Source organism: Collimonas sp. OK412 (assembly GCF_900112135.1).
Lineage (GTDB): Bacteria > Pseudomonadota > Gammaproteobacteria > Burkholderiales > Burkholderiaceae_D > Collimonas > Collimonas rhizosphaerae.
Window position 1 is genome coordinate 24963 of sequence record NZ_FOLC01000015.1, and the last position, 16361, is coordinate 41323.

General features: G+C 60.9%; 16 protein-coding genes. 5 read left to right on the top strand and 11 right to left on the bottom strand.

Annotated features, from left to right (window positions below; all coding sequences use genetic code 11):
* Positions 1–12 precede the first annotated feature (12 nt).
* Together BM062_RS16040 and BM062_RS16050 are read right to left on the bottom strand one after the other, a co-directional pair.
* Entirely contained in the window at positions 13–1167 is a 1155-nt protein-coding gene (locus BM062_RS16040) for a JmjC domain-containing protein (protein WP_175501039.1), read from the bottom strand.
* A 275-nt stretch (positions 1168–1442) separates the two neighbouring features.
* Complete coding sequence (locus BM062_RS16050; RefSeq protein WP_092398609.1) at positions 1443–2006, bottom strand: energy transducer TonB; 564 nt, start codon at positions 2004–2006, stop codon at positions 1443–1445.
* On the opposite strand from BM062_RS16050, the gene BM062_RS25160 reads away from it, so the two are divergent.
* Both BM062_RS25160 and BM062_RS16055 read left to right on the top strand, forming a co-directional pair.
* Positions 2005–2211, top strand: a complete 207-nt coding sequence (locus BM062_RS25160; RefSeq protein WP_139220073.1) for a hypothetical protein — start codon at positions 2005–2007, stop codon at positions 2209–2211. The genes BM062_RS16050 and BM062_RS25160 overlap by 2 nt on opposite strands.
* Before the next feature lie 193 nt (positions 2212–2404).
* Positions 2405–3862, top strand: coding sequence for a sensor histidine kinase (locus BM062_RS16055; protein ID WP_254785105.1), 1458 nt, complete (start codon positions 2405–2407; stop codon positions 3860–3862).
* 33 nt (positions 3863–3895) lie between these two features.
* On the opposite strand, the gene BM062_RS16060 is transcribed toward BM062_RS16055, so the two are convergent.
* The 8 genes from BM062_RS16060 to cyoA form a co-directional block, all read right to left on the bottom strand.
* Entirely contained in the window at positions 3896–4393 is a 498-nt protein-coding gene (locus tag BM062_RS16060; RefSeq protein WP_254785106.1) for an acyl-CoA thioesterase, read from the bottom strand.
* A 192-nt stretch (positions 4394–4585) separates the two neighbouring features.
* A complete protein-coding gene (locus BM062_RS16065) occupies positions 4586–5122 on the bottom strand; it encodes a response regulator transcription factor (protein WP_092398784.1) in 537 nt (178 codons plus the stop codon).
* Positions 5112–6461 (bottom strand): ATP-binding protein, encoded by a 1350-nt coding sequence (locus BM062_RS16070; RefSeq protein WP_092398786.1) that lies wholly within the window; start codon positions 6459–6461, stop codon positions 5112–5114. The genes BM062_RS16065 and BM062_RS16070 overlap by 11 nt, the downstream gene beginning before the upstream one ends.
* Positions 6451–7299 (bottom strand): SURF1 family protein, encoded by an 849-nt coding sequence (locus tag BM062_RS16075; protein WP_092398614.1) that lies wholly within the window; start codon positions 7297–7299, stop codon positions 6451–6453. Before BM062_RS16075 ends, BM062_RS16070 begins: the two co-directional genes overlap by 11 nt.
* Positions 7296–7781: a cytochrome o ubiquinol oxidase subunit IV gene (cyoD, locus tag BM062_RS16080; RefSeq protein WP_092398616.1), complete on the bottom strand. Its 486-nt coding sequence runs from the start codon at positions 7779–7781 to the stop codon at positions 7296–7298. Before cyoD ends, BM062_RS16075 begins: the two co-directional genes overlap by 4 nt.
* Positions 7778–8407 carry a cytochrome o ubiquinol oxidase subunit III gene (gene cyoC, locus BM062_RS16085; protein ID WP_092398618.1) on the bottom strand — a complete coding sequence of 210 codons (630 nt, stop codon included), beginning with the start codon at positions 8405–8407 and terminating at the stop codon, positions 7778–7780. The genes cyoD and cyoC overlap by 4 nt, the downstream gene beginning before the upstream one ends.
* Positions 8400–10403, bottom strand: coding sequence for a cytochrome o ubiquinol oxidase subunit I (gene cyoB / locus BM062_RS16090; RefSeq protein WP_092398620.1), 2004 nt, complete (start codon positions 10401–10403; stop codon positions 8400–8402). The genes cyoC and cyoB overlap by 8 nt, the downstream gene beginning before the upstream one ends.
* Positions 10404–10502: 99 nt before the next feature.
* The gene (gene cyoA / locus BM062_RS16095) at positions 10503–11444 is read right to left on the bottom strand and encodes a ubiquinol oxidase subunit II (RefSeq protein ID WP_092398622.1); all 942 of its coding nucleotides are present in this window, start codon (positions 11442–11444) and stop codon (positions 10503–10505) included.
* Positions 11445–11654: 210 nt separating this feature from the next.
* Between cyoA and BM062_RS16100 the strand changes: the two genes are divergently transcribed.
* Together BM062_RS16100 and BM062_RS16105 are read left to right on the top strand one after the other, a co-directional pair.
* Positions 11655–12998 carry an MFS transporter gene (locus BM062_RS16100; RefSeq protein WP_092398788.1) on the top strand — a complete coding sequence of 448 codons (1344 nt, stop codon included), beginning with the start codon at positions 11655–11657 and terminating at the stop codon, positions 12996–12998.
* Positions 12999–13224: 226 nt separating this feature from the next.
* Positions 13225–14469 carry an alkaline phosphatase family protein gene (locus BM062_RS16105; protein WP_254785107.1) on the top strand — a complete coding sequence of 415 codons (1245 nt, stop codon included), beginning with the start codon at positions 13225–13227 and terminating at the stop codon, positions 14467–14469.
* Positions 14470–14501: 32 nt separating this feature from the next.
* Here the strand turns inward: BM062_RS16105 and BM062_RS16110 are convergent, their stop codons facing one another.
* On the bottom strand, positions 14502–15161 hold the full coding sequence (locus tag BM062_RS16110) for a class I SAM-dependent methyltransferase (protein WP_092398624.1): 660 nt from the start codon (positions 15159–15161) through the stop codon (positions 14502–14504).
* 205 nt (positions 15162–15366) lie between these two features.
* On the opposite strand from BM062_RS16110, the gene BM062_RS16115 reads away from it, so the two are divergent.
* Positions 15367–16329, top strand: a complete 963-nt coding sequence (locus tag BM062_RS16115; protein WP_092398626.1) for an aliphatic sulfonate ABC transporter substrate-binding protein — start codon at positions 15367–15369, stop codon at positions 16327–16329.
* Positions 16330–16361 lie beyond the last annotated feature (32 nt).

A 16361-nucleotide genomic window follows, 5' to 3' on the forward strand; every position in this document is an offset into this window, starting at 1 on the left:
CTGCGATCAAGGCTAGCGGCGCAGGATCAGGCCGATCTCGGCGAACTCCTCCAGTATCTCGCCGATGCGCGCGGTCGCCACCGCGTCCAGCGCCTGCACCGCCTGGTGGCCGTGGAAGGGCTTTTTCCGCGCGCGTATCCATTGCAGCACTTGCCGTGCGTCGGGCGCCAGCAAGCTGCGCTCGCGCTTGCGGCCCGATTTGGTGACCAGCACATCGTCGTCGCGGCCACGGCCGATCTCGAATTCCACCTCGGGGTTCCGCTCAAACGAAGCAGTAAACGCCCCGCCCCAGTCGGCCAGCAAATCCGCGGCGGACAGCGACGCCACAGCGTCGCCGGTGGCATCGATCAGGTTTTGCAGGCGCTGCCGCTTTTCTTCGTGGCCCATGGTGGAACCGAGGCCAAAGGCCAGTTCGCGGCCGGCGTCGTGCTTCAGCATCCGGTCCTTGATTTCTTCCATCAGCAGGTCAGTCCAGGATGGCGGGTTGATGGTGAACAGCAGGGATAGCGACGGTTCGTGGTTGAGGGTGCAATGCCAGTAGCCCGGATGCAGGTAAACCAGGGTGCCGGGCTTGGCCTCGAAGCTTTTGCAGCCGGCAGGCATGCGGGTCGGAAACGGCTGGCGCGCGTATCGCTGCATGTGTTCGTTGACCGCCGCGCCGGCAGACCAGCCGACGTGCGGGTTGACCACATGCCGGTTGGCGGCGACGCTCCACTGCTTGCTGCCGATCAGCTGTATGTTGATGGTGACGTTGGGATCGAAATGGAAGGTCGAGCCGGTGCCTTGCGAAATGAACGCTTCGAAATAGACATCGTCCTGGCGCAGGCCGAGGTCGCGCTCGAGCGCACGCGCAATCGGTTCCAGCGCCGGCACGTGGTCTTCCACCTTGCTCAGGTACAGCGTGTAGCCGCTTTCATAGAAGGCGGGCAACTGGCGCGCGGTGGCGTTGATCAGCGGGTTCTTGGTGTCGCGCGGAGCCCAGGCGTCGGCGTCGCCGCGCCAGGCTTCCAGCAGTGCATCGATGCTGGACAGCTCCGGGATGGCGGCGATATCGGCGAAACGCTGCGGCGAACCGTGGCCTATGTAAGGTTTCTTTTGCCAATAGCGCGCCATGAAGGTATCTACCGCTAACGGATGTATCAGATCGGCTAATCCCAGCTTTTTCATCGTCGCTCCCCCTCGTCTCGGAACCATGGATTACCAGGGACAATTCAGAAACCGGGCCCGCTTGCGCCTGGCCCTTCCAGAAGCTTATTCAGGAACTTGATGCACGGACTTGATGCACGGACTTGATACGCATGCATGGTTAAGATTAGCTCAATATTTCCATATAGCAATATTATTTTTGTGCTACCGTCCATTGCGGCCGCAAACGAAGCGTCGGCCACGCCGGGCATGATGCTCGGTGTGGTTTGCCATCCGATGGCTATCGCCGTGAAGGGCTATCGCTTGGTGGTATGTACGATGTGATAGGCAAAGGCCGAGGCTACCGGCGCCCCATCCAGCCTTGCCGGAGAAAACTGCGTTGACTGCAGCCCTTTGATTGCCGTGTACGCCAGGATTTTTTGATCGTCGCTCAGCATGAGTTCCCCATTGTTTTTGGCGCCAAGGATATCGACGGCGCTGACAGATCCGGTTTCGTCGACATGCACGATCAATTTCACATCTTCTTTATGGGACATCGAATTATCCATGCGGACTCCTCGCGACACTCCCAAATTGCGCAACAAGCTGCGAATGTTTGGCGACGGGAATGGAGGAATCACCTTTTCATCGGTGATATCGACAAATTTCCGCCATAGCGACTGCTCATTAGGCGACAGCTCATCCCAGCTTTTATTGACGTCCACAGCGATCCCAAGCGATGCACGGCTTTTGCTGATGGATGACCCGGTCCTCGCATCGCCGACAGCGATGGAATATTCCGCTTCCGACGCATGCGCGGGCAACAACAGGCAGCTGGCGATGACAACCGGTAAAACCGTCCGAGCCTGAAAAATGACCATGTATCTAATCTCCGCCAAGAAAAATCAAGAAAATGGCGCGCTGTGCCCGCTACGAAAAAAAGACAGCGCGAATGGAATCAGTTGCCACGGCATTTTCATTGCAGGAAGGCTGCCCTGTCAAACTGGAAACCGGCTGCAATTGCAAAGCTGTCCTGTTTTCCAGTTTACCGGGCAGCCTGGAATCGAAGCAGTCCGGCAGCGGTAGTTATAATTGGCAGTAAAAACGCCATCCGCAGCACTTGAGTGATATATTGCCCTATTGCAACTTATTGTTTGGGTCAGGAACAGCGTAATTTGCGCCTCTCAATGCCGGCGGGGCCCCATGCGGCATTGTGAGTTGTATAATGGATAACTTGGTTCAGGTCCACCACGCGGATACCCACCCTTAGACATTGCCAATGTACTCATTATTACCCGCCTTGGTAGCCTCGGTTTTCCTGGGTTACGGCTTGTACGTACTTTGCACGCAGGGATTCACCCGCATCGGCATCAGCTTTTCCGCGCTGTGCATCATCTCCGCGTTCTGGCAGGGAACCTGGGCGGTGCTGTTCCAGGTCCATACGCCGGGCCTGGCGATGTTCCTGATCAAGTTCGGCTACCTGCTGATCCTGTTCCTGCCGACCAGCCTGTACCACTTCCTGACCGAGGTCTCGGACCGCACCAAGGAACGCCACCTGGTTTACCTGTCTTACGGGATCGCCTCGGTCCTGGCGCTTTTCCTGGTTGGCGGCGACCTGTTCATTTCCGGCTTCTACCAATATTTCTGGGGCTACTACCCCAAGGCAGGACTGCTCCACCCCATCCATGTACTGCAGACGGTAGTGGTGGTCAACCGCGGCCTGTATATCACCTTCCTGCAGCAGAAAAATGCGCCGCCCAACAAACGCATCAGGCTGCGCCTGTGCATCGCCGGCATCCTCACTTATTTTTTTGCCGCGGTCGATTACCTGTGCAACTACGGCTTCGAGTTCTATCCGCCCGGCGTGCTGTTCATCGCCGTCAGCCTTGGCATCATCACGGTGGCGATCGTGAAGTACGGACTGTTCAACCCCATGGCGATTGCCGCCAGCGTGGCCCACGAAATGCGCACGCCGCTGCTCTCCATCCGCAACCAGGCGCAAGGCATCAACAAATATATCCCGACGCTCCTGCACAGCTACGAGCTGGCGGTCGCCAACAACCTGTGCGAATCGTCGCTGCCGCCGTTCGCGATGACCTATCTCGCCACCATAGGGAAGACGCTGACGCACGAAGTGGACCGTACTAATGCGGTGCTGGACATGATGCTGGCGTCGATCAAGATGGACCAGATCGACAAGACCAATTTCAGCCAGCACGCCATAGGACACTGCCTGGCGGAAGCGGTCGACCGCTATACCTATGACCGCCAGGACCGGGAGCGCATCGTGGTCGCCAACGCCGAGGAATTCCGGTTTTACGGATCGGATACGCTGCTGATACTGGTGCTGTTCAACCTGCTGAAAAATGCGCTGTACGCCATCAAGATGGCCGGCAAGGGTGAAATCCGCATATCGACGGCGCGCGGCCCGACTGTCAACCGCATGTATTTCAGCGACACCGGGACTGGCATAACGGGCGAGGCGCTGCCGAACATTTTCGACGGCTTCTTCACCACCAAGCAAAGCGGCGGCACCGGGGTCGGCCTCACGTTCTGCCATCGGGTGATGGCGTCGTTCGGCGGACGCATACTGTGCGATTCCGTGGCCGGGCAATATACGACATTTACCCTGGAATTCCCGATGGTGGAGGACCACCCGTCGGACGATCTGTTTGCGGCGCCGGCGCCGCGCCAGGCGGAGCAAGAGGCTGCTGCCTCTCCTCCGCATGGTCCCTAGGTCAAGGACAGGCTGATACAGCCCGTTACACCGTTACTCTCCCATCTCGATTTCATATTGCCGGATCTTTTCAAGGATGTGCTCCGGCAGCCGCGAAATCCTTTTCTCCTTGTTGGCGAAAACGATCTGCTGCTGGCCGGTCGCCACCAGCTTGCCCTCTACCAGGAACCGGAACGCCAGCGAAAACGAGCATTGCTTGATGGCGAAAGTATTGACTTCACACGCAATCTTCTGGAATGCGAATGTCTCGCAGACATACTGTTGCTGCGCCTCTTTCGTGATGAAGACGCCCAGCGACTGCAGCATGTCGGCGGAGATGCACTCGAAAAACCAGCGCTCGCGGCAAATCCCCTGCCACTCGAAATGCCGGGCGAAATAAATGTTCCCGGTGGCGTTCGAATCTTTCAGGTAAACGTCGATCGAATGGTGGAAGGTCTTGGGTTGGCGCGGCCGCAGATAAGTGAGCGGGAAAGGAATGGCTTCTATTTCGGTTTCTTGGACAACAGGACGCTGGGTCAAGATGGCAGACATGATGGTAACTCCCATAAGCAAATGGAAAATGGCTGGTTTCAACAGCCGCTATTGCCTCCCCGCCCGGTCCGGGCACGAGGATGCAGCTTATAGTGTTAATCATGTGACGCCACTTACAAGGAACGACGCCATAAACAGCCGCGAGGCGGCAAACGGCGATATGTGGTAATTGCCGCCGCTTATTGGCGATGGTTATTTGATGCGCTGTTTTTCCAGCTTGCGCGCCAGCGTGCGCCGGTGCATTCCCAGGCGCCGCGCCGTTTCCGAAATATTGAAGCCGGTTTCCACCAGCACTTCATGGATGCGTTCCCATTCCAGCGTCTTGATCGAGGTCGAGCGGTTGCTCAGTTCAATCGCCGCGGCGCCGGCGACATGGCCGAAAGCCGCTTCGATATCATCGGTGTTGGAAGGCTTGGCCAGGTACTGGCAGGCGCCAAGCTTGATTGCTTCCACCGCCGTGTTGATGCTGGCGAAGCCGGTCAGCACCACGATCAGCATGGCCGGATCGTGCTTATGCAGCATCTGCACGCACGCCAGCCCGGAAGTGCTGTCGTTCAGCTTGAGGTCGACTACCGCATATCCGGGCGAATGCTGGCGCAGCAGCGCAGCGGCCTGGTCCAGGTTCGACGCCAGCAATACGGCATAGCCGCGGCGCTCGAACGAACGGCCCAGCGTGCGCGCGAAAGTGGCGTCATCTTCGATGATCAGCAGCAGGCGGTCAGTTGCCATGTCCGGCATCCCTTTCAAGGCTGATCGACGCCAGCGGCAGCGTGAGCTGGACCAGCGCCCCACCCTGCTCGCGGTTGCGCGCGGTTACCGTGCCGCCCAGCTTGCGGGCGACGTTAACCACGAAAAACAGGCCCAGGCCGCTGCCTGGCCGCCCCTTGCTCGACTGGTAAGGCTTGCCCAGGTGCGCCAGCATCGCCGGCGCAAAACCAGGGCCGCTATCGGTCACCACCAGGGTCAGCGCATCGTCTTCCCGCGTCGCTTCCAGGCTGACCCACTGCGGCGATGCTTCGAGCGCGTTGTCGAGCACATTGCAGATCATCTGCTTCAGCGCCGAGTCGAAGGCGACCGGCATATCCTGCTCGATCCGGTTTTCGTAGGCAAACGAGACAATCGGCCGGGTCGCGCACCATTCCTTGGCCAGATCGTTGAGGAAAGTGCTGATGGTGGTTTTCACCGACGACTCGCCGCGCGCCTCGCCGGCCGACAGCAGGATGCCGCTGACGATGCTCTTGCAGCGCTGCAGCTGGGCTTGCATCTCGCCGATTTCTTCCAGCAGTTCGCTGTTCGTGCTGAACTCCGGCATGCGCCGCCAGTCGCCCAGGATCACCGACAAGGTGGCCAGCGGCGTGCCGAGCTCATGCGCGGCGCCGGACGCCAGCAGCCCCATGCGCACGATGTGGTCTTCCTCCGCCGCGCGCTGGCGCAAATCGGCCAGCTGGGCGTCGCCGGCGCGCAGGTTGCGGCCGATGCGGGTAACGAAGAACACCAGCAGGGCCGCATTCAGCACAAAACAGATCAGCAAGCCTTCCACATACAGGCTGGACAAGCCGCTGCCATGGTCCGGCGGCAGCGCCAGAGGCTCGCAAAACAGCGACAGGCCGGCCAGGCAGACGCTGGTGACGGCGACGATGGTCCAGGTCGACCAGGTTTCCAGCAGCACGGCGCTGAGGATCACCTGCAGCAGGAACAGGAAGGCGAAAGGATTGTTGATGCCGCCGCTGAGGTACAGCTGGGCAGTCAGGATGCCGACGTCGACCAGCAGCGCCAGGAACAGCTCGCCGTTGCTCGCCACGCGCCGCTCGTGCCAGCGCAGGTGGCTGGCGATGTTGAACGCTACCAGGCAGGCCAGCACCTTCAGCATGTGCGGCAGCGGCAACTGGATGCCGAAGCCGACGATGACGATGGCGATGGTGGTGATCTGGCCGACCACGGCGATCCAGCGCAGCTGGATCAATTGCAGCATGTTCTTGTGGCCGGCGGCGTTTTCGACGCCGGCCGCCAGCGTCCAGCGCCGCTTCAAATCTTCTGTATTTGCAAGAATATCAATTTTACTTGCCATCTTCACTTTCACGGTCGATACCATCCGCATTGGCGCCGGCGCCCGGCCGATAACGCCGGCGCAGGTTCCTTTCCTCGCGCCCTACCCAGAAACAGGCGCCCGCCACCATCAAGGCAAGAGCATACCAAGTGAGAGCATAAACCAGATGGTTATTGTGAAAGGCAATCACCGTCAAGCCGCCGACCGGGCGGTTGCCGCCGGTGTCCCTGCCGGCTGTCGCCGCGTCCGCATCGATGAAATAAGGCGCCGCCGGCGACAGGTTGCGCGCCGCCGCTATCGCTTGCACGTCGCGCGAAAACCAGCGGTCGCCGGCCGGATCGTTGTGCCGCAGAAAACCGCCGCCCGGCTCGCTCATGCGCAGCAGTCCGCTTACCTCGGCCGGACCGACATCGGGGTCGTCCTGCTCGGCGCCGGCCTTGGCCGGCACAAAACCGCGGTTGACCAGCACCACGCTGCCGTCCGCGCTGCGCAGCGGCGTCAGCAGCCAGAATCCGCCGCCGAGTTCGGTCAAAGCCTGGACCCTGGCTGTCAGTGCGTAGAGGAATGTGCCGCTGAGACGCACGCGCCGGTATTCATCGGCGTCGGCATTGACTTGCGGCCAGCGTTCAGGGCCGGGAGCGGCCACGGCGGGCGCGTGCACCCGCTGTTCAACCCGTTCGATCAGGGCCAGCTTCCATTGCAGCCGCTTGAGCTGCCAGGTGCCCAGCGCGGCGAAACCGGCAAACACCAGCCCGGCGCAGATGGCCAGCGCCAGCAGCACGGTTGTGGAGCGCGGCCTTGGCGCAGCCGGGGCCGCATCCTGACTGTCCGTCACCATGCCGCGCGGCGCCTGTTTCATTGCATGTGTTGCATATGCTGCATGTCGTGCGTTTTTGGCATCCCAGGCATCTCGGGCATCGCCTGCATCGATTCCGGCACCACTTCCGTGGTGTCAGGCATCATGCCCGGCATCATGTTGTGGTTCAGGTGGTACATCACCCACAGAGAACCGCTCAGCATGATGAACACCAGCATGATCGTGAAGATCAGCGCCAGCATCGACCAGCCGCCTTCGGATTTGGTGTTCATGTGCAGGAAATACACCATGTGCACCACGATCTGCACCGCGGCGAAACCGAGCAGCACCAATCCGGTGGTGCTGGATTTGTCGAAGACCTTGCCCATCACCAGCCAGAACGGGATCGCCGTCAGGATCACCGCCAGCACGAAGCCGGTGGTGTAGCTCTTCAGGCTGCCGTGGTCGGCATGGGTGTGGCCGTGGTGATCGTCGTGGCCATGGGCGACGACGCGCGCCGGGTGCTGTTGATGTCCGCCGCTCATGGCAAAACTCCCATCAGATAGACAAAGGTGAAGACGCCGATCCAGACCACGTCCAGGAAGTGCCAGAACATCGACAGGCACATCAGGCGCCGGCCGTTTTCAGCGGTCAGCCCGTGGCGCTTGACCTGGAACATCAGCGTGACCAGCCAGACGATGCCGAAGCTGACGTGCAGGCCGTGGGTCGACACCAGGGCGAAGAAGGAAGTCAGGAAGCCGCTGCGTTGCGGTCCGTAGCCTTCGTGGATCAGGTGCGCGAATTCATACAGTTCGAAGCCGATGAAGCAGGCGCCGAGGATGCCGGTGACGGCCAGCCAGGCCAGCGTTGCGCCCTGGCGCTTGCGCTGCATCTCCAGCATGGCGAAACCGTAGGTGATCGACGACAGCAGCAGCAGCGACGTGTTGACCGCCACCAGCGGCAGGTCGAACAGTTCGGCGCCGGTGGGGCCGCCTGCATAGTTGCGGCCCAATACGGCGTAGGTCGCGAACAGGCAGGCGAAGATCAGGCAATCGCTCATCAGGTACAGCCAGAAACCGAGCAGCGTGCCGTTCTCCGGGTGATGTTCGCGGGTGTAGAAGCGCGCGCTTGGATCAGCCGCGCCGGCGGGGTTCATAGTGATATCAGACATGGCTAGCCAGCAATCGTGTGCGTTCGCCCTCGGTACGGACGACCTGGTCCGCCGAGATATGGAAATCGCGGTTGTAGTTGAAGGTGTGGATGATGATCGCAGCCATCATCGCTGCGAAGCCGAGGCCGGCCACCAGCCACATGTGCCAGATCAGGGCAAAGCCGACGGCTGCGCTGAGCGCGGCGATGATGAAACCGGCTGCCGTGTTCTTCGGCATGTGGATAGCGACAAAATCCTTCAGCGGACGGCTATAGCCGTTGGCCTTCATGTCGGTCCAGGCGTCGTTGTCATGCACCACCGGCGTGAAGGCAAAGTTGTAGTCAGGCGGCGGCGACGAAGTCGACCACTCCAGCGTGCGCGCGCCCCATGGATCGCCGGTGGTGTCGCGCAGCGATTCGCGGCGGCGGAAGCTGACGATCAGCTGCACGATGAAGGAAGCGATACCGAGTGCGATCAGCACGGCGCCGAAAGCGGCGATCTGGAACCAGATCTGCAGCGACGGATCTTCGAAGTGGCCCAGGCGGCGCGTCACGCCCATCAGGCCCAGCACGTAAAGCGGCATGAAGGCGACGTAGAAACCGATGGTCCAGAACCAGAAGCAGCACTTGCCCCAGAAATCGTCGAGCTTGTAGCCGAAGGCTTTCGGGAACCAATAGTTAATGCCGGCAAACATGCCGAACAGGACGCCGCCGATGATCACGTTATGGAAGTGGGCGATCAGGAACAGGCTGTTGTGCAGCACGAAGTCAGCCGGCGGCACCGCCAGCAGCACGCCGGTCATGCCGCCGATGACGAAGGTGATCATGAAGCCGATGGTCCACAGCATGGGCAGCTCGAAACGGATGCGGCCGCGGTACATGGTGAACAGCCAGTTGAAAATCTTGGCGCCGGTCGGGATCGAGATGATCATCGTCGTGATCCCGAAGAAGGAGTTGACGCTCGCCCCCGAGCCCATGGTGAAGAAGTGATGCAGCCACACCAGGTAGGACAGGATGGTGATCACCACGGTGGCGTAAACCATCGAGGTGTAGCCGAACAGGCGCTTGCTGCTGAACGTCGAAACCACTTCAGAGAAGATGCCGAACGCCGGCAGGATCAGGATGTAGACCTCAGGGTGGCCCCAGATCCAGATCAGGTTGACGTACATCATGGCGTTGCCGCCCATGTCGTTGGTGAAGAAGTTGGTGCCGAAGATGCGGTCCAGCGACAGCATGCCGAGCACCGCGGTCAGCACCGGGAAGGCGGCGACGATCAGGACGTTGGTGCACAAGGCGGTCCAGGTAAACACCGGCATCTTCATCATGTTCATGCCTGGCGCGCGCATCTTGACGATGGTCGCGATCAGGTTGATGCCGGACAGCAGCGTCCCTACCCCGGCAATCTGCAATGCCCATATGTAGTAATCGACCCCCACATCCGGACTGGCAAGAATGCCCGACAGCGGCGGATAAGCCAGCCAGCCGGTACGGGCGAACTCGCCGACGAACAGCGAAGCCATCACCAGCATGCCGCCGAAGGTCGTCATCCAGAAGCTGAAATTGTTCAGGAAAGGAAATGCCACGTCGCGCGCGCCGATCTGCAGCGGCACCACGTAGTTCATCAGGCCTGTCACCAGCGGCATGGCGACGAAGAAGATCATGATGACGCCGTGCGCGGTGAAGATCTGGTCGTAGTGGTGCGGCGGCAGGAAACCGGCGGAATCGCCGAAGGCAAACGCCTGCTGGGCGCGCATCATCAGGGCGTCGGCAAAGCCGCGCAGCAGCATCACCAGGCCCAGCACCACGTACATGATGCCGATCTTCTTGTGGTCGATGCTGGTGAACCAGTCGCGCCACAGGGTGCCCCATACCTTGTAATAGGTCAGCGCGCCAAGCACGGCCGCGCCGCCGATGGCGACCATGATGAAGGTCGCGATAAGAATCGGTTCGTGATAGGGAATCGCTTCCCAGGTGAGACGGCCGAAGATCAGCTTGGTCAGATCAATATGGTCTAGCATCGTTACTTTCCGGTAAAAAAGGGAAACACGGCGCCTACCGTGCATGTTGCGGCGCCGCCGCTGGCAGAACAGAACACTGCCGGCTCTTGCTGCAAACGGTTATTCATGGTCTTTGGCCTGGTGCCCAGCCATGCTGTGGCCGCCGTCGGCCGCCATCATCTGGTCCATGCACATCTGGCCCGGCTCGATGCAGCGGTTGAGGATGGCGTGGTACAGGCTTGGATCGACAGCACCGTAGTAACGCACCGGTTCCTTCTCGCTCGGTTTTTCAAGCTGCAGGTAGTCGGCCCGATCCAGCTTGCCGCTGGCGGCCTTGGTGGTTTTTACCCAGTTGTCGAAATTTTCCGCGGTCATGCCGTGGAACTTGAACTTCATGTCGGAGAATCCGGCGCCGCTGTAGTTGGCCGAAAAGCCGTCGTATTCGCCCGGCCGGTTGATCACCGCATTGAGGGATGTCTGCATGCCGGGCATGGCGTAGATCTGGCCGGCCAGTGCTGGAATGAAGAAGGAATTCATGATGGCCGACGAAGTTATCTTGAAGCGGATCGGCATGTCGACCGGCGCCGCCAGTTCGTTGACGGTGGCGATGCCTTGTTCCGGGTAGATGAACAGCCATTTCCAGTCCAGCGCCACCACTTCTACCGTCAGTGTCTTGGTATCCGCGGGGATCGGGCGGTTCGCATCGAGGCGCGACAGCGGCCGGTAAGGATCCAGGGTGTGGGTGCTGATCCAGGTCAGCAGGCCGAGCGCGATGATGATGAGCAGCGGCGCGCCCCAGATCACCAGCTCCAGCTGGGTCGAGTGATCCCAGTCGGGTTCGTAGCGTGCGGCGGTATTGTTCTTGCGGTAGCGCCAGGCAAACCATATGGTCAGCGCAATCACCGGGACGATGATCAAGAGCATCAGGATCGTGGAAACCACGATGAGGCGGCCCTGCTGGGAAGCGATGTCGCCTGACGGATTCATCACCACCGTATTGCAGCCAGCCAGCAAAATGAGGGGAAGGAGGAGCAATCCGCGCCGGGATAAGAGGGAAACCATAGAGTAAAAGTACCGTCGAAGCTATCAGATTGTGATAATGTACACTGACTGGTATGCGTTGGCGATTGGACGTTTTGTCCTACCCTTACCAGTGTGTTGTTTCGTAAATAATGAGGCTTCAGGTTTGCGAAGCGGCACACTCAGGAAGGGTTCGGCACGGCCGGTTGGCATGGCCAGTATTGACAGAAACCCACTAGAGACAAAATTATGATGACGAGCACCCATAGCCACAATGGCGAAGTTTCCGCTGATTTCTCGTCGCACTCGACCGCCAGTGATGCGCGAAACGCTAAACCAGACTCCATCGCCCCCGGCGAGATAGCTATCGGCGTAGTGATAGGCCGAGCGTCTGAATATTTCGACTTTTTCGTGTACGCCATGGCCTCGGTGCTGGTGTTTCCCTCGGTGTTCTTCCCGTTCGAGCAGCAATTGGAAGGCACGCTTTACGCATTCGTGATTTTCTCCTTTGCCTTTCTGGCAAGGCCGTTCGGCACGGTCCTGTTCATGGCGATCCAGCGCCGCCTCGGACGCGAGGTCAAATTGACGGCAGCGCTCTTCATATTAGGCATCTCCACGGCCGGGATTGCCTTCCTGCCAACCTTCCAGCACCTGGGATTCTACGCCATCGTCTTGCTGGCGCTGCTGCGCATCGGCCAAGGCATTGCGCTGGGCGGCTCCTGGGACGGCCTGCCCTCGCTGCTGGCGCTGAATGCGCCGCAGAACCGGCGCGGCTGGTACGCCATGCTGGGCCAGTTGGGCGCGCCGGTAGGCTTCATGATCGCCGGCGGCCTGTTTGCTTACCTGCTGTCGAACCTGACCACGGAAGATTTCCTTGACTGGGGCTGGCGCTATCCGTTCTATGTGGCGTTCGCCATCAACGTCGTCGCCCTGTTCGCCCGCCTGCGCCTGGTATCGACGCCGGAATATGCGCGCTTGCTCGACGAACGCGAACTGGAGCCGACCAACGCCCTGGAAATGACGCGCTCGCAAGGACGCAACGTCATCATCGGCGCCTTGGCGGCCTTGGCCAGCTACGCCCTGTTCCATCTGGTGACGGTGTTCCCGCTGTCCTGGATCACCCTGTATTCGATGCGTTCCGTGAGCGACTTCCTGATCATCCAGGTCATCGGCGCCGGACTCATGGCGCTGGGCGTAGTCGCCTCCGGCCTGATCGCCGACCGCCTCGGCCGCCGCACCACCCTCGGCGCCTGCGCGGTGCTGATCGCGGTGCTGAGCGCCTTTGTGCCGACCCTGATGAACGGCGGCGAATTTGGCCAGAACGTCTTCATCCTGCTGGGCTTCATCCTGCTAGGCCTGTCGTACGGCCAGGCCGCAGGCGCCGTCACCGCCAACTTCCCGGCGAAATACCGTTACACCGGCGCCGCCCTCACCTCCGACCTGTCCTGGCTGGTGGGAGCCGGTTTCGCACCGCTGGTGGCGCTTGGCCTTTCGGCCCATTTCGGCCTGGCTTACGTCAGCTTTTACCTGCTGTCGGGCGCGGCCTGCTCGCTGGCCGCATTGAGCCTGAACCGCGCCCTGGAAATCCGCGATTGACGACCTTCCGCTGACAATGCAAAAAGCCTGTTTTCACATGAAAACAGGCTTTTTTTATTTCCGTGACCCGTCCTAAGACAAGTTGTCAAAGGCATGATCGGCATCATTGTTCCGTGCGCACCTCTTCCCGCCACGCCCAAATTCATTCGGCCGTAACAAATGGCATGTATCTTCGGCAGGCTTCCATCCCGGCCACGCCATCACCTTCCGTCCTCAGAAAAACATCGTGAAAAATTCGCTTTTCCACCCGCTTCTCCGCAACCTGTTTTGCCTGTTGCTGCCGGCAATCGTTGCCGGCTGCGCGCCAGCCACGCTGCAGCCGCCGGCACAAGACGCAAGACCGCCGCTGATCCTGGTATCGATCGACGGTTTCAAGCCGGATTACCTGACCCGCGGCGTCACGCCGAACCTCAACGCCCTCGCGGCGCAAGGCGCCAGGGCCGAGGCCATGCGGCCGTCTTTTCCGTCAATCACTTTCCCCAATCACTACACGCTGGTGACAGGATCAAGGCCAGACCGCCATGGCATCGTCGGCAACACCATTGAAGACAGCAGGATTCCGGGCGCCCGTTTCAGCCTGGGCAACCGGGAAGCGACCAATGACCGCCGCTGGTGGGACGAAGCAGAGCCGATATGGGTCACCGCCGAGCACCGCGGCGTGCGCACCGCGACCATGTTCTGGCCGGGATCCGAGGCTGCCATCCATGGCGTTCGTCCGAGCGAATGGCGCAGTTACGACAGCAAGCTGCCGGCGAACCAGCGCGTCGACACCTTGCTAGGCTGGCTGGACAAGCCGGTCGCATCGCGCCCGGCTTTCCTGACGCTGTATTTCGAAGATGTCGACCACGCCGGGCACGAATACGGCCCGGATGCGGCGCAGACCACCGAGGCTGCGGCGCACGTCGACGAAGCGATAGGCAGGCTGGCAGCCGGACTGCAGGCGCGCGGCATCAAGGCCAACATCGTGGTCGTGTCCAACCACGGCATGGCCGCCATGAGCAAGCAGAGGGTTATCCGCTTGGACCAGGTAGCGCCGGCCGGCAGCTATCGGGTAGTGACGGGCGGGACTTACGCCGGACTTGAAGCAACGCCGGGAAAGGATGGCGTGTTAGCTGATGCGCTGCTGAAGCCGCAAGCGCATATGCAGTGCTGGCGCAAAGAGGCAATCCCGCCGCGCTTCCACTACGGCCGGAATCCGCGCGTGCCGAGCTTCATCTGCCTGGCTGAAACCGGCTGGCAGATTGCAGCCGACGCCGGTTCTGCCGAGCGGACGCCGGCGGGCGGTCACGGCTATGACAACATGGCGGCCGAGATGCAGGCGATTTTCATCGCAGCGGGGCCGGCGTTCAAGACCGGCATCGTCCTGGCGCCGTTCGACAATGTCGACGTCTATCCGCTCATGATGAATTTGATCGGCTTGCAGCCGCTGCCGTCGGACGGTGAAATGACGCTGGCGCCGGCCTTGAACTGAGCCAGGGAAATATGGACGGCGGCGCTGAACGCTCAGCGTTTGCGCGCCAGCGTCAAGCCGTCGCCGACCGGCAGCATGGACAGGTCGATCCGCTCGTCGCGGTGCAGCTTGCGGTTCAGGTCCTGCAAGGCGGCGGTGTCGTCATCTTCCGCGACATCGGCGACGCTGCCGCCCCACAGCACATTGTCGATGGCGATCAGTCCGCCTGGACGCAATAACTGCAGGCAGCGCTCATAGTAGGCATCGTAGCCGGTCTTGTCGGCGTCGATAAAGGCAAAATCGTATTGCCCCGCGGCGCCGGCGGCAAGGCGGGCGTCGAGCGTCGCCAGCGCCGGCGCCAGCTGCAAGTCGATCTTGTGCACGACTCCGGCCGCTTCCCAATACGGGCGCGCAATGCTGGTGTATTCATCGCTGATGTCGCAGGCCAGGATGTGGCCGTCGTCGGGCAGCGCAAGCGCCACGGACAGCGCGCTATAGCCGGTGAACACGCCGATTTCAATCGTGTTGCGCGCCCCCGTCAAACGTATCAGCAAGGCCATGAACTGGCCCTGCTCGGGAGAAATCTGCATGCCGCCGCGCGCATGTTTGGCGGTCGCTGCGCGCAGCGCGGTTTGCGCTGGATGCTCACGCAGCGAATGCGTCAGCAGGTAATCGTAGAGAGTATCGTCGAGATTCAGCGTGCGGCTGGACATGGCATGCGTTCCTGGAATGAAGGCAATCAATTTACCATACCCGCCATGGGCCGGCTGCCGCCGGATATGGCGCGGCAGGCGGCGCTTATACAGAAACCAATTTAGCATCGTCGAAACGCTTCGTTCCCCTTCCCTGCCGCTGCGACTAGCATGGTCGTTTGCATGCAGGATGCATGCGCCAGACCGATTGAGGGAACCCGTAGAGATGAAGACCATATCCAGCCAGAGGCGGCTTGTTTTACAGGGACTGGCCGCCGGCGCGGCGGTTGCTGCGCTGCCGGCCTTGGCGGCCGAAGAGCGTACGCTGCGCATCGGTTACCAGAAGTTCAACACGCTCAACATCCTGAAAGGCAGCGGCAACCTGGAACAGGCTTTGCAGCCGCTGGGATGGAAAGTCAAATGGTTCGAGTTTGCGGCCGGCCCGCAGCTGACCGAAGCCCTGAATGGCGACGCCATCGATTTCGGCCATGCCGCCGACACGCCCTCCGCCTTTGCCAACGCCGCCGGCGTCAATGCCGTGTACCTGGCCGCCGAACAGCCTTATCCGAAAGGCATCGGGATTTTTGTCGCGCAGGATTCGCCGATCCGCTCTGTAAAGGAGCTGAAGGGCAAGAAAGTCGCGCTGGGACGCGGCTGGAATGTGCAATACCTGCTGGTGCGGGCGCTGGAGGAAGCCGGCCTGAGCTACAGCGACATCGTCCCGGTCTACGTCACCAACGCGGCCGACGTGCGCGCCACTTTCCAGTCCGGCAATGTCGACGCCGCTACGCTGTGGGATCCCTACCTGGCGGGCCAGCAGGTTTCGACCAGTCCGCGCATCCTGCGCGACGGCACCAGCTTGTCCAGCAACCGCACCTTCCACCTGGCCAATCCCGGTTTCGTCGATCGCAACAAGAACATCATCCGCATCCTGTTTGCCGAACTGAAAAAAACCAATGCCTGGGCCCAGTCCCACCCGCAGGAAACCGCGGCCTTGCTGGCGCCGCAGCTGGGCGTCGACCCCAAGGTGTTGCAGCTGGCGACCGAGCGCCGCAACTACACCGTGGTGCCGATCGACGCCGCCATCATCGCCGAACAGCAGCAGATCGTGGAAGCCTTCTACAAACTGAACCTGATCAAGGCGCAGGTGCAAGTCAAAGACAAGGTATACGCCGAGGCTTTGCTGTAGCGCCTGTTGACCCGACCCGTTACGGAAAATGA

What these genes read in the sequence shown, in the direction of transcription:
- BM062_RS16040 (WP_175501039.1), bottom strand. Translation starts at nt 1,167, where the DNA reads ATGAAAAAGCTGGGATTAGCCGATCTGATACATCCGTTAGCGGTAGAT.
- BM062_RS25160 (WP_139220073.1), top strand. Translation starts at nt 2,005, where the DNA reads ATGTATCTAATCTCCGCCAAGAAAAATCAAGAAAATGGCGCGCTGTGC.
- BM062_RS16050 (WP_092398609.1), bottom strand. Translation starts at nt 2,006, where the DNA reads ATGGTCATTTTTCAGGCTCGGACGGTTTTACCGGTTGTCATCGCCAGC.
- BM062_RS16055 (WP_254785105.1), top strand. Translation starts at nt 2,405, where the DNA reads ATGTACTCATTATTACCCGCCTTGGTAGCCTCGGTTTTCCTGGGTTAC.
- BM062_RS16060 (WP_254785106.1), bottom strand. Translation starts at nt 4,393, where the DNA reads ATGTCTGCCATCTTGACCCAGCGTCCTGTTGTCCAAGAAACCGAAATA.
- BM062_RS16065 (WP_092398784.1), bottom strand. Translation starts at nt 5,122, where the DNA reads ATGGCAACTGACCGCCTGCTGCTGATCATCGAAGATGACGCCACTTTC.
- BM062_RS16070 (WP_092398786.1), bottom strand. Translation starts at nt 6,461, where the DNA reads ATGGCAAGTAAAATTGATATTCTTGCAAATACAGAAGATTTGAAGCGG.
- BM062_RS16075 (WP_092398614.1), bottom strand. Translation starts at nt 7,299, where the DNA reads ATGAAACAGGCGCCGCGCGGCATGGTGACGGACAGTCAGGATGCGGCC.
- cyoD (WP_092398616.1), bottom strand. Translation starts at nt 7,781, where the DNA reads ATGAGCGGCGGACATCAACAGCACCCGGCGCGCGTCGTCGCCCATGGC.
- cyoC (WP_092398618.1), bottom strand. Translation starts at nt 8,407, where the DNA reads ATGTCTGATATCACTATGAACCCCGCCGGCGCGGCTGATCCAAGCGCG.
- cyoB (WP_092398620.1), bottom strand. Translation starts at nt 10,403, where the DNA reads ATGCTAGACCATATTGATCTGACCAAGCTGATCTTCGGCCGTCTCACC.
- cyoA (WP_092398622.1), bottom strand. Translation starts at nt 11,444, where the DNA reads ATGGTTTCCCTCTTATCCCGGCGCGGATTGCTCCTCCTTCCCCTCATT.
- BM062_RS16100 (WP_092398788.1), top strand. Translation starts at nt 11,655, where the DNA reads ATGACGAGCACCCATAGCCACAATGGCGAAGTTTCCGCTGATTTCTCG.
- BM062_RS16110 (WP_092398624.1), bottom strand. Translation starts at nt 15,161, where the DNA reads ATGTCCAGCCGCACGCTGAATCTCGACGATACTCTCTACGATTACCTG.
- BM062_RS16115 (WP_092398626.1), top strand. Translation starts at nt 15,367, where the DNA reads ATGAAGACCATATCCAGCCAGAGGCGGCTTGTTTTACAGGGACTGGCC.